Raw genomic sequence first — 13,150 nt, 5'->3', positions numbered from 1 at the left:
GCCGAAGGCCTTGTCATTGCTTGAACAGCCGGATGGCTGGCCATCCATTGACGTTGCGTCTGCCGCAAAGCCCCGGGAAAGCTGGATCCCCGCCGCGCTGTTTGCCGCCTGCAAGGGGGGAAACGATCCGGCTGATGAGGAAAAGCAGGTTGATGCCTCGGTCCCCGTGGAAGCGGTTGCTGTTTCGCGCCGATCGATCAGCGCGAGCTACTCGGGCACGGCCACACTGGAACCTGAAGGCGAAGCGGAAGTGGCAGCCAAGATCAGTGGTGTCCTGCTCGAGTTGCTGGTGGAGGAAGGGGACCAGGTCAAACAGGGGCAGGTGCTGGCACGGCTTGACGCGGAAAACCCGCGCCTGAACCTGGCAAAGGCGAAGGCGATGCTGAAAAAACTGGAAAACGACTATCAGCGTTCCAGTGAGATGTTCGAGCGCAAGCTGCTCAGTGTCGAGCAGAACGACAAGATCCGGTTCGACCTTGAAACCCAGCGCGCCACTTATGAGCTGGCCCAGCTCGAACTCTCCTACACCAATATCGTGGCGCCCATTACCGGTGTGATCTCGCGCCGCATGGTCAAGGTAGGCAACTTCATCCAGGTCAACCAGGCCCTTTTCAAGATCGAGAACTTCGAACCCTTGCTGGCGGTACTGAACGTGCCCGAGCGCGAACTCAATACCCTGCGCGCCGACCAGGCCGTACGCATGCGTGTCGATTCGATTGCCGGGACGGCCTTCGAAGGCAAGATTCAGCGCATAAGCCCGGTGGTCGATTCGGCGACCGGCACCTTTCGCGTGACCTGTGAATTCCGTGACAAAACCCGGCAGCTCAAGTCCGGCATGTTTGGTCGCCTTGAAGTGACCTTTGCGAAACATGATGACGTCCTGACGATTCCGCGGACGGCCCTGATCGAGGAGGACGGCGAAACAGCCGTATTCGTCGTGGTGCCCGGATCCTCGATGGCGCCAGCGAAGGCGAAGGATGCCGCGAAAAAGGCGGCCGCAGACAAGCCGGACTCCGACAAGAAGGAGCTGCCGGTGCCCGCCTGGGTAGCCAGGCGCCAACTCATCAAGATTGGCTACGGCGACAACAACCATGTCGAAATACTCAGCGGCCTGGAAGAGGGCGAACGGGTCATCACGCTCGGGCGTTCCGCGGTGCGTGACGGCACTGCCGTCCAGGTGCTGGAGGGCGTGCAGTGAATATTGTCGAGTTCGCCACAAGGCGTCGCGTCACGATAGGCATGACCACCTTGACCCTGGTGCTGTTCGGGCTCATCGCCCTGTCGGGGCTCAAGGTCAACCTGCTGCCTGATCTCTCCTATCCGACCCTGACCGTGCGCACCGAGTACGAAGGCGCGGCACCGATAGAAATCGAAAATCTGATCAGCCAGCCGGTCGAGGAAGCGCTGGGCGTGGTCAAGAACGTACGCAAGATCCATTCGGTATCGCGCACTGGCCAATCCGACGTGATCCTCGAGTTCGCCTGGGGCACGGACATGGAACTGGCCAGCCTCGAAACACGCGACAAGCTGGATATCCTGAGCTTGCCGCTCGAGGCAAAGAAACCTGTCCTGTTGCGATTCAATCCATCCACGGATCCGATCATCCGGCTGGGCTTGAGCGGATCCGTTTCCGAAGGCGGCTTCAACGAGGCCGAGCTCAAGCAGCTGCGTCGCTTCGCCGACGATGAACTGAAGAAGAGACTCGAACCGGTCGCGGGTGTTGCCGCGGTCAAGGTGGGTGGTGGCCTCGAAGATGAAATCAGCGTTGCGCTGGATCAGCAGAAACTGGCCCAGCTCAACCTCAATGTCAGCGACATCGTCGGACGCCTGCGCAGCGAAAACGTGAATGTTTCTGCAGGGCGGATCGAGGAAGGTAGCCAGCGCTACCTGGTACGCACGATCAACCAGTTCTCGAATCTTGATCAGATGCGCGACATGCTGGTCAAGGTCGACAACGGCGTGCCGATCAGGCTCAAGGATATCGCCGTTGTCAGCCAGGCCTACAAGGAGCGCGAAGGCATCGTTCGCATCGATGCGCATGAAGCCATCGAGCTGGCGATCTACAAGGAGGGTGATGGCAATACCGTGGCTGTCGCCCAGGCCGTGCGCAAGGCACTCGAAAGACTGGAGAAAAACCTGCCGCCCGGAGCAAAACTGACCACGATCGACGACCAGTCGATCTTCATCCAGCATTCCCTGGACGACGTGCGCAATGACGCATTGATTGGCGGCACGCTTGCGGTGCTGATGATCTTCTTCTTCCTCGGCCATGCGCGCAGTACATTCATCATTTCCCTTTCGCTGCCGATTTCACTGATCGCGACGTTCTTCTTCATGGGGCAGGCGGATCTCAGTCTCAACGTGATGTCGCTGGGCGGGCTGGCGCTGGCCACGGGAATGGTCGTCGATGACTCGATTGTCGTGCTTGAAAACATTGCACGGCTGCGTGATCAGGGCATGTCGGTGCTTGACGCGACGGTCAAGGGAGCCAGCGAAGTCAGCATGGCGGTGACGGCATCCACGTTGACCACGGTCGCCGTGTTCTTCCCTCTTGTTTTCGTCGAAGGCGTTGCCGGCCAGTTGTTTCGTGACCAGTCACTGACGATCACTTTCGCCATGCTCATATCGCTGGTCGTGGCGATGACCCTGATACCGATGATGGCTTCGTTGCAGGGGCGCAGTCCGCTTGCCTATCGCGACGAGCCCGCACGTGAGCCCAGGCCGCTGCCGCGCAACCGGGTGCTTCGTTTGCTGAAGCGCGTGCTCAATGCCATTGGCGAATTTCTTTTCCAGATACTTCCGCGGGCCATCGTTGCACTGGTCCGACTGATTGCGATCGGATTCGACAAGACAGTTGGCGCGGTTCTGCGCTGGGTCGGGAGACGCGTCGTTGGAACGTATGATCGCTCGGCTCGCGTTTACCATCGCATGTTGCCAGGTGCGATGAATCGGCCATGGCTGGTCCTCACCGCGGCTGCGCTGGCGTTTGCCGGAAGCCTCGCTTTGATTCCCGGCCTGGGCATGGATCTGATCCCCAGCCTTGCCCAGGGGCGCTTCGAGACGACGATCAAGCTGCCCCCCGGCACGCCGCTGGCGGAGACCGATGCACTGGTCGCACAGATCGAACGCCAGCATGCGCGCGATCCGAACATCGCCACGATTTATGGCGTGGCCGGGACAGGCACGCGGCTTGATGCAACGCCGACCGAGTCTGGCGAGAACATTGCGCGACTCATGGTGACGCTGAAGCCGGGCTCGGGCGATGAGGAAGAGGCGGCGGCCATGAATGCGCTGCGTGAAACGCTGGCGTCCCGCCCGGACATCGAAGTGAAGTTTGCCAGGCCTTCGCTGTTCAGCTTTTCCACGCCGCTGGAAATCGAGATTCGAGGCTACGACCTTGATGCACTTACGACAGCGGGCAAGAAGCTGGGCGACCTGCTTGAGAAATCGGATCGATTCGCCGACATCAAGTCCACCGTCGAGGACGGCTATCCGGAAGTGCAGATCCGATTCGACCAGGACCGCGCGGCTGCCCTGGGTTTGACGACGCGCCAGATTTCCGATGCCGTCGTCGGCAAGGTGCGCGGTGAAGTTGCAACGCGCTACAGTTTTCGTGATCGCAAGATCGATGTCCTCGCTCGCGTGCGCGAGGCCGACAGGGCCAGCGTCGAGGACATCCGCAACCTGATCGTCAATCCAGGCACCGAAAGGCCGATCCGTCTTTCTGCGGTTGCCGAGATCACCGCCACCGAAGGTCCCAGTGAAATCCATCGTGTCGATCAGGAGCGCGTTGCGATCATCTCGGCCGGTTTGCGCCATGGCGATCTGGGCAGCGCGGTCAAGGAAGTCAGGGGCCTGCTCGCGACCACGCCGCTGGCAGCGGGCGTCTCGGTGCATATCGGGGGGCAAGGTGAAGAGATGGATGCGTCCACGCGATCAATGCTGTTCGCGTTTGGACTTGCGATCTTCCTTGTCTATCTGGTCATGGCATCCCAGTTCGAATCGCTGATCCATCCGTTCGTCATCATGTTCTCGATTCCACTGGCCCTGGTCGGAGCCGTACTGGCACTGAAACTGACCGGCACGCCGATCTCGGTCGTCGTGTTCATCGGTCTGATCATGTTGGCCGGCATCGTGGTCAAGAACGCGATCGTGCTGATTGATCGCGTCAACCAACTGCGTGAGGAAGGGCATGCCAAGCGCGAGGCCATCATCCTCGCGGCTGAATCCCGTCTTCGTCCGATTGCCATGACGACACTGGCGACCTTGCTTGGTTTCCTGCCATTGGCGATCGGCATCGGCGAAGGCTCTGAAGTGCGCTCACCGATGGCGATCACGGTGATCGGCGGTCTGGCAGTTTCCACCTTGCTGACCCTGATCGTGATTCCGATTGTCTATGAACTGGTGGACCGCAAACCGGATACCTATTACGTCGAGCGCGGCGCTCGCAAGGGCAGGGGTGTTGGTGCGGAGTCACTGGATTCGCCTGACTCGGAACTGGCTGAGGCGCGCTCGTGAACTCGCCGATTGCTCTTCGTTCTTTCGCAGGAGGGCCTTCAGGCGCGATGCTTTTGCCCGGGTTTCGATCCTTGGAGCCTTCGGTTAGGCGAAGCTCGGGTTCTGAATGCTGTGGGGCCTGCGGGTTTTTCAGTCACCGCTGTTGTTACGCCGCGAAGCGGCGTAGGTGCCAAGCAGTTGCGAACAATCGGCTACTTATTTTTTCCGGAACACCGAGTTCAATGGCGCCACGCGCCAGAAAAATAGTCGGAGCAAGAGCATGACCCTCGCCGAACTAAGCCTCAAAAGGCCAGTCACGGCCATCATGTTCTTTGTCTCGATGACGGTGATCGGACTGCTTGCCGCGTTCCGGTTGCCGCTCGAATACATGCCGGATATCGAAGCGCCGTTTCTTTTCATCAGTGTGCCGTATCCAGGGTCTACGCCTGCCGAGATCGAGCGCACGCTTACTCGCCCGATCGAGGAGGCTCTTTCGACCCTGACTGGCATCCAGTCGATGAACTCTCGCTCGCGTGCCGACGGTGCCGAGATCTTTCTGGAGTTCAAATGGGGCCAGAGTGTCGCCAGCAAGGCGGTCGAGGCCAGGGACAAGATCGACGCGATCCGGGGCGAGTTGCCGGACGACCTGCAGCGATACTTTGTCCTCAAGTTTTCGACATCCGATCAGCCGGTACTGCAACTGCGCATTTCCAGCGACGGTGACTTGTCGAATTCCTACGAGCTTCTCGACAGGAAACTGAAGCGCCCGCTTGAGCGAATAGCCGGCGTGGCCAAGGTCGACATCCAGGGCGTGGCTCCGCCAGAGGTCCAGATCGAGCTGTCGTCGGATCGACTGACTGCGCACAACATCAGCTTGAACGACCTCGCCGGTGTACTGCGCGACGCAAATTTTTCGACGTCGGCAGGCCTCATCCACGATGGAGGCATGCGCTACCGGGTTCAGCCGCAAGGCGAATGGCGCTCGATCGATGAGATCCGCGATCTCGTCATCAACGAGAGCGGTTTGCGGCTCGGCGACATCGCCGAGATCCAGTTGCGACCCGCACGACTCGACTACCAGCGCCGACTCGACCAGCGACCTGCCGTGGCCGTCGATATCAGCAGAGAGCGCAGCGCGAACCTCGTCGAGGTCGGGCGTGCGGTACTGGAGGAAGTCGCTCGCGTTTCAACCGAGCCCGAGATGAAGGGGCTGAAGCTGTACTTCCTGCAGAACCAGGCGAAGGGTGTGACCGATTCGCTTCGGGAGCTGGGCAAGGCCGGTCTGGAAGGCACCTTCCTGTCTGTGCTTGTCCTGTTTTTCTTCCTGCGCGACTGGCGCGCAACGGCCATGGTGTCGTTGGCGATCCCGATCTGCTTCGTGATTACCCTGGGCTGCATGTACTTCTTCGGAGTCAGCCTCAATATTCTGTCGATGATGGGCCTGCTGCTGGCCGTCGGCATGCTTGTCGACAATGCCGTCGTCGCTGTCGAAAGCATTTACCAGTACCGCGAACGCTATCCGGACAGGCCGTGGTACAGCGCCGTCGAAGGAACGCGTGTTGTCGGAGCGGCGATCACTGCCGGTACTCTGACCAGCATTATCGTGTTCTTGCCGAACGTGTTCGGAGAGCGCACCCCGATAGCGATCTACCTGACCCAGGTTGCGGTTTCGATGGCTATTGCCCATACCGCATCCTGGCTGGTTGCGATAAGTCTGATCCCGATGCTGGCGGCTCGATTGCCCCCGCCGAAGTTCATCGGCAAGGAAAACATGGTAACTCGCATGCAGCATGGCTACAGTCGTATCGTCGACTGGTCGCTGCACAATCGCGGCAAGACCATGCTTGCCGTGCTCGGCTTGCTCCTGCTCAGCTTCATTCCACTTTCGCAGATGAAAACCGACATGTTTCCCGCTGGTGATACGCGCGAATTGCAATTGCGCTATGACCTCAATGGCAACTACCGTTTGCCCCAGCTGGAGAAGTCCATCAGCCAGGTTGAGCAGTATCTGATGGATCGAAAGGAGAAGTTCGAAATTCGCGCTCTGTACAGCTATTTCGATGAGCGAAGCAACGCGCAGACCAACATCTTGCTGACAGACGATGACGATGCGGTTCGAACCGCAATCGAAATCATGGATGACATTCGCGAAGGGCTGCCCAAGCTGGCCATCGGCACAGTCAGCTTTGATCGCAATGGTGGCGAAGATGATGGCATCAAGCTATCCCTGGTTGGCGATTCCACAGAGACCCTGCAAGAGCAATCGGATGCCGTCATCAATCTGCTGAGCAGGGTACCCGGCCTGCATGATGTGCGCCTGGTCGAGAGTTCCCAGGAGCGTGAAATCGCGGTGCGCATCGACCGCGAAAGGGCCCGAAACTACGGGTTCAGTGCAGCTGATGTAGCCCAGTATGTTTCGATCGCCTTGCGCGGCGCCCAGCTCAAGGACTTTCGTCGGGGCGACACCCAGATACCGACCTGGCTGCGCTTTCAGAATGCCGACGCACAAAGCGTCAGCAATCTGTCCGACTACAAGCTTCGTGCGCCGGATGGCAGCCAGGTGCCGTTGATGGCCATGGTCGAAATCCAGACGCAGGGTGCCGCATCCTCCATTCGGCGGGAGAACAGACAGACATCGCTGCAGATCCAGACCAATGTCGATAGTGAAACCACGTCTGATGAGGCGCGCGAATTGATCACCGCGGCGATGGAGACGGTCAGTCTTCCGGCAGGGTATGGCTGGACGTTTGGAACGTCATTCCGGCGTGCGGATGAAACGGGTCAGCGCATGATGTTCAACATCATCATTGCACTGGTCCTCGTCTACGTCGTCATGTGCGCGATGTTCGAATCGCTGATTTACCCGGCCGCCATCATGACCACGTTCATCTTCTCGGTGTTCGGCGTGTTCTGGATGTTCTGGCTGACTGGAACCGTATTCTCGTTCATGGCCATGATAGGAATTCTGATACTGATGGGTGTTGTCGTGAACAACGGCATCGTAATGCTCATGCATATCAATCAGCTGCGTCATGAAGGACGATTGCGTACGGACGCACTGATCCAGGGCAGCAAGGATCGTCTGCGACCGGTCCTCATGACGATGGGAACGGCCATCCTTGCCATGGTTCCGTTGTGCATCGGAACTGTTCAGGTCGGTGGTGATGGTCCTCCTTACTTCCCCATGGCCAGGGCGATTGTCGGCGGATTGATGTTCTCCACGATCGTTACCTTGCTGGCGCTACCGGTGATCTATTCGCTGCTCGATGACGCGCGATTGTGGGTGCGGGCAGTGGGGCGTGATGGAAGTTCGGGTAGGGTTTTGAGGGAGCGGCCGGTGGCCTCCTGATTTGTTGTCGGCGGGCGACCTGATCCGCGATCTGTCTCGATCTTTGCGCCGCTACGCGGTGCGCCATTCATGGCGCTTTTTCACTCGCCTCCGGGCGAGCGAAAGCCTTGGGTTGATGCTGCAACTTCGGCCCAGTGACCACGAAAAGAGACGTGACTGGATCTTCGGGAGCGAGCGAAAGTCTTGCTCATGCGATTCGTCGCTGGACGAATATCCAGAGGCCAAAAGAGATCACTCCCCAGATTCATCCTCATCAGGATAAATCGCCACATGGACAACACCATCCCCTGCAACCCACCCCCGAAACATCCCATCCGTATTGAACGGCATGGCAATGGTTCCATCCGCGCCGAGCGCAATCGCGCCGCCATCACCACCCAAGGTCGGAATGTCCTTGTTGATTACGTACTCGGCTGCTTCGGCCAGTGGCTGCTTGAGCAACTCCACGCGCATGCAGATTGAATGCGCGGCGACGGTGCGGATATAGAACTCGCCCCATCCGGTCGCCGAGACGGCGCAGTGGCCGTCTGCATAGGTGCCGGCACCGATGACTGGTGAGTCGCCGATTCGGTCGTAGCGCTTGTTGGTCATGCCTCCGGTCGATGTGCCGGCGGCAAGATTGCCTTGCTTGTCGAGTGCCAGGGCACCGACCGTGCCGAAGTGCTTGTGTGTACCTCCATCAGTACTGGCCTGAGGGTTTTTCTCGTCGGCGAGAGCTTTTTGCAGCTGCTGCCAGCGACGCTCGGTGCGGAAGTAGGATGGCTGTACCAGCGTGATGCCCGCCTGTTTCGCGAAGTCTTCAGCGCCTTTCCCTGCAAGCATGACGAACGGTGACTCTTCCATGACGGCGCGTGCCAGCAGGATCGGATTGCGCACTGTTTCCACGCCCGCAATGGCACCGGCCCTGCGCGATTTTCCGTCCATGATCGAGGCATCGAGCTTGTTCTTCCCGTCATGCGCAAATACCGCACCCTTGCCGGCATTGAAATTCGGGTCGTTCTCAAGCACGACAACGGCGGCCGCAACCGCCTCCAGGGCAGGTTGTCCGGATTCCAGTTTCGCGTAGCCGGCCTGCAATGCGTTGCGCAAGGCCTTGCGAACATCGGCCTCGATGGCTGGGGTCATGCTGCTTCGGATGACTCCAGCGCCGCCATGAATGACCAGGACAGGTCCGGTTTCGCCTTGGGCCGCACTCGTCAGTGCCAGCAGCAAGACTGATGAAATGACTCTTCGCAATCGCATGCTCAAGACAAATTCTCCTCTGACTGCGTCTATTTCCGGGCTGCTGCTTCTGCGGCACGCATTACGCGCAGCAGGTTTTCGCCAAGCACACCCTTGACCTGCTCGGGGGTATATCCCTCCTTGAGCAGGCGTTCGGTAATCTTTGGCAAGGCCGCGATGTCTTCCATGCCGGCGACGCCGCCACCGCCGTCCCAGTCCGCGCCCAGTCCGACATGCTCGGGTCCGGCCACCTGCAGGATGTGCAGCATGTGTTTCATGTAGTCCTCGAAAGTCGCACGCGGCTCGGGATTCTTCTTTTCGAATTCTGCGATCTGTCGCTTGACTTCTACACGTTGCTCCGGGGATAGCGCACTGCCGGCCTCGAATTGATCAATGATCTTGCCGAGTGCGGCCCTCCGCTCCGGGTTCTCCTGCATCTGCAGCACGAACGGGCTGACCGAATTGACCTGGATCACGCCGCCCCTGGCCGCCAGTTTGCGAATTCGCGCATCGTCGATGTTGCGCGGGTGGGGCGTGAGCGCAAAAGACGATGTGTGTGACAACACGACCGGCGCGGTCGAGAGCTCGAGAACCTGGTCGAAGGTGTCATTGCTGGCATGTGACAGGTCGATCAGGATGCCCATGCGATTGGCGGCTGCTACCAGGTCGCGCCCCTTGGGACTGAGGCCTTTCCACTCGACGCCGTTGGAATTGGTCGAGGAGTCGGCGAAATCATTGGTCGAGGAGTGCACAAGGCCAAGCATGCGCAATCCAAGATCGTGGTAGACGCTGAGCAGGCTCGGATCACTGGCCAGCGGCGATGCGTTTTCCATGCTGATGTAGACGATGCGCTTGCCGGCATTCTTGATGCGTGTGGCATCTTCCGCTGTCAGCGCGATCTCGAAGTGATCGACATTGGCGGCGACCATCTCCCGAATTTCAACCAGCCGCTTGAGACCGGCATTGCGCGCAGCCAGATTGGCCTCGGGCGTGCGCTCGCCTTGCGCCGTGTAAATGACCCAAAAGCCGCCATCGAGTCCGCCTTCGACCATGCGCGGGTAGTCCACCTGGTTGAAGTCATTGCCGACGCTGTGGCGATCGAGGATCTTCCATCCAGGCCTGGCGAAGATGGCCGGCGTATCAAGATGGGTGTCGAGCACCATGGCCTCGCGGTGCAGGGCACGCGCCCGCTCGGCCTCTGAGGTGTCGTTCGCGGCAATAACGGGCAGGGAAAACAGCATGCTCGACAAAAGCAGGGCGGCTGGCAGTCTCATCAATGGAAATCCTCGCGGCAACGGATTTCGATCAGACCACATGTCGGGCGCAGCAACAACGTGCCCTTGAACCATTGTCCGATGACAGAACAAGCGCCAATTGCTACGGTGCCGGGATGAAATCAATCATTGCTCGTTTCGCATTGGCGCCCGCCATCCTTGCACTTGCCGCCTGCGGTCATTCGCCCACGGTTCCGGAGAAGCAGATCATGTCCGACGGACTCATCAGTGATATCCGCAGCAGCGCTCACCAGGGTGGCAACGATCTGCTCAGTGCAGGATTGGGGCTGGAAGGACTGCGTGGCGGAGCGCCGGCATTTGCCGACCCTGCCAATCCCACGGTGCCGGAGCTTCGTCGCAGAGCCATTTATTCGAGCTGGCGCGGTATCGCTGATCTGGGTCCGCTTGGTGGCTATGGTGAGGTCTACGGAGCAGTTCCACGGGTGGGTGGTCGAGAGTTCACGGCATTTGCGCAACTGGATGGAGCTACGCAGCCGCATCGCGTCCTGCTCCAGCTGCCTGACGATTTCGATCGCGACAAACGTTGCCTGGTCGTCTCCGCATCGTCGGGTTCGCGAGGTATCTACGGCGCGATTGCGTTCGCCGGTGCCTGGGGCCTGCCGCGCGGGTGCGCAGTGGCCTACACGGACAAGGGGGCGGGTAGCGGCTACTTCGATGTCGCTACGGCCAGTGGCGTGAGCCTTGATGGAGCGCGCGCCGTACGCGGCGACGCACAACTCGAGTTCGCACCGGATCCGGACGAGTCGGTTTCCGAGTTGAACCAGGTGCTGGTCAAGCACGCCCATTCCGGCGACAACCCCGAAGCCGACTGGGGCAGGCATGTGGTGCAGGCGGCGCGCTTCGCATTGCGCGCACTGGACCAGGCGTTGCCGGACCAGGCTCCGTTCACGCCGGACAATACCCGCATCATTGCGGCCGGTGTATCAAACGGCGGTGGTGCCGTGCTGCGTGCTGCCGAGATCGATGAAGGCATGTTCGATGGCGTTGTCGCCATCGAGCCGAATATCTGGGCAGGCGAGGGTGGCCGCGCCTTGTATGACTATGCGACCGAAGCCGCGTTGTTTGCTCCTTGCGCGCTTCTCGACAGGCGTTTCGACAACGTCTCCTTCGCACGTATCAATGCGGCGCATCCGCCGGCGTGGGTAACGCGTTGCCAGACCTTGCAGGATGCAGGTCTGCTCTCAGCCGGTGACACCGGTGCACTGGCAGCGGAGTCCCTGCTGCGACTGCAGGCCAATGGCTGGACAAACGATTTGCTCGTCGGTGCAGCAACGACGACTGCACTTGACCTGTGGCGTGCCGTCTCCGTGACCTACGCGGCAGCCTATGCGCGCACGGGCGTCGCAGAAATGCCTTGCGGATTCGGCATCGCCGCGATGGATGCAGGAAATCTGCCGCATCCGCCGACCGCCATCGAAGCCGCCGCCTGGTGGTCGGATGCCTCGGGCATCCCGCCCGGTGCAGGGGTTGGCATTGTCGACACCCTCGCTCTGGCCGCCGATCGAAGTTGGCCGGGCACTCGCTGTCTGGCGCAACTCTGGAGCGATCCGGATGCGCGCGGATCGGCATTGCATGTCTCGGTGCAGGAGACGCGGGCCTCATTGCCAAGGGAGGACTTGCCCATCTTCATCGTTCATGGCGAGGACGATGGGCTGATCCCGATAGCCTTCAGTTCGGGGCCATATGTGAAATGGATCGAAGCGAATGGACGTCGCCCAAGTTTCTGGCGCGTAGCCAATGCCCAGCATTTCGACGCCTTCCTCGCCTTTCCGGGATTCGGAGACTCCCATGTACCCCTGCTGCCACATGCCTATGCGGCGATGGACCGCATGTGGGCGCACGTATTTGCCCAGGAGTCATTGCCTGGGAGCGCAAGCATTGCGACGACGCCGCGCGGGAATGGGCCGCTGGATGCGGATCAGCTCGGGGAATTCCCGCTCAGGTAGCCTGCCCGGCTAGCTTCGGGATCGAGTGAATCCGGCCCTGCTTCGTGAGGACGGACAGGCTTCGATTGAACGGGTAGTCGCGGCTGTCATGCGCTGACCGCTATCATGCGGCAACGAAACCGATCCGCAGCCGGAGACCCGCCATGACCGATCCGCTCGATATTGCCCAGTGGGCGAAGAACTGGGAGGCGCTTGCGCGCCAAGCGGGTGAGAACCTTGGGGGCAAGTCCCCGCAGTTTCCCTGGCAGGGCGCCGAAAAGGCCAAGCCCAACTGGACGGACATGTTTGGAGCCGGCAGTGCGTATCCCGGTGCGAACCAGCAGGGCGACGCTGTCGGGCACATGCTCGCCGGTGCGCAAGGCTATCTCGGCATGCTTCAGAACATGGCGATGGCGGCTGCAGGGCAGGGATCGTCCGCAAATGTCGGGTTCGCCGAGGCGATGCGCCAGGGCGGCTTTGGGGGAGCGTTTCCGGCCTCGGCCATGGGCAACCCGTTGGCCGCCGCGATGCGCGGGTTTTCCGGGCAAGGTGCACAGGGAATGGATCAGATGATGGAGCGCTTCACGGCCATGGCCGGGCCCATGTTCGAGGCGGTCAAGGGCGGCTTGAACGCGCCGGCATTCGGTCATCTTCGCGAAAAGCAGGAAAACATGCAGAACGCTGCGCGGCTCATGATCGACTACCAGGAGCAGAGTGCACGTTACGACCGCCTCATGCTCAAAGTCAGCGAACAGAGCTTTGCCCGATTCCAGCTCAAGCTTGCCGAACGCGAGGAACCGGGACGACAGATCGATTCGATTCGCGGCCTCTACGATCTGTGGATTGATGCCGCAGAGGAAGCC

At 60.3% G+C, this 13,150-nt stretch carries 7 protein-coding genes; 5 read left to right on the top strand and 2 right to left on the bottom strand.

Annotated features, from left to right (window positions below; translation table 11 throughout):
• From WBP53_RS04470 to WBP53_RS04460, 3 genes are all read left to right on the top strand, one after another.
• A partial coding sequence (locus WBP53_RS04470) for an efflux RND transporter periplasmic adaptor subunit (protein WP_423926351.1) occupies window positions 1–1,198 on the top strand: 1,198 nt, incomplete at its 5' end.
• Complete coding sequence (locus tag WBP53_RS04465; protein WP_423926349.1) at window positions 1,195–4,518, top strand: efflux RND transporter permease subunit; 3,324 nt, start codon at window positions 1,195–1,197, stop codon at window positions 4,516–4,518. The genes WBP53_RS04470 and WBP53_RS04465, both read left to right, overlap by 4 nt.
• 259 nt (window positions 4,519–4,777) lie before the next feature.
• A complete protein-coding gene (locus WBP53_RS04460) occupies window positions 4,778–7,846 on the top strand; it encodes an efflux RND transporter permease subunit (RefSeq protein ID WP_423926347.1) in 3,069 nt (1,022 codons plus the stop codon).
• A gap of 231 nt (window positions 7,847–8,077) precedes the next feature.
• Here WBP53_RS04460 and WBP53_RS04455 read toward each other — a convergent pair whose 3' ends face one another.
• A complete protein-coding gene (locus tag WBP53_RS04455) occupies window positions 8,078–9,088 on the bottom strand; it encodes an isoaspartyl peptidase/L-asparaginase family protein (protein ID WP_423926353.1) in 1,011 nt (336 codons plus the stop codon).
• A gap of 29 nt (window positions 9,089–9,117) precedes the next feature.
• The gene (locus WBP53_RS04450) at window positions 9,118–10,341 is read right to left on the bottom strand and encodes a dipeptidase (RefSeq protein WP_423926345.1); all 1,224 of its coding nucleotides are present in this window, start codon (window positions 10,339–10,341) and stop codon (window positions 9,118–9,120) included.
• A 116-nt stretch (window positions 10,342–10,457) separates the two neighbouring features.
• Between WBP53_RS04450 and WBP53_RS04445 the strand changes: the two genes are divergently transcribed.
• Complete coding sequence (locus WBP53_RS04445; RefSeq protein ID WP_423926343.1) at window positions 10,458–12,308, top strand: 3-hydroxybutyrate oligomer hydrolase family protein; 1,851 nt, start codon at window positions 10,458–10,460, stop codon at window positions 12,306–12,308.
• A gap of 143 nt (window positions 12,309–12,451) precedes the next feature.
• A partial coding sequence (locus tag WBP53_RS04440; protein WP_423926341.1) for a poly(R)-hydroxyalkanoic acid synthase subunit PhaE occupies window positions 12,452–13,150 on the top strand: 699 nt, incomplete at its 3' end.

It is taken from the genome of Dokdonella sp., assembly GCF_049593775.1.
In the GTDB taxonomy this organism is placed as follows: Bacteria; Pseudomonadota; Gammaproteobacteria; order Xanthomonadales; family Rhodanobacteraceae; genus Dokdonella.
Note: the sequence above shows the minus strand (reverse complement) of the source record. Positions and strands in the feature narration are given on the sequence as shown.

Bases quoted from the DNA above. Each gene is read 5' to 3' on its own strand.
- WBP53_RS04460 (WP_423926347.1), top strand. From the start codon at position 4,778: ATGACCCTCGCCGAACTAAGCCTCAAAAGGCCAGTCACGGCCATCATG.
- WBP53_RS04455 (WP_423926353.1), bottom strand. From the start codon at position 9,088: ATGCGATTGCGAAGAGTCATTTCATCAGTCTTGCTGCTGGCACTGACG.
- WBP53_RS04450 (WP_423926345.1), bottom strand. From the start codon at position 10,341: ATGAGACTGCCAGCCGCCCTGCTTTTGTCGAGCATGCTGTTTTCCCTG.
- WBP53_RS04445 (WP_423926343.1), top strand. From the start codon at position 10,458: ATGAAATCAATCATTGCTCGTTTCGCATTGGCGCCCGCCATCCTTGCA.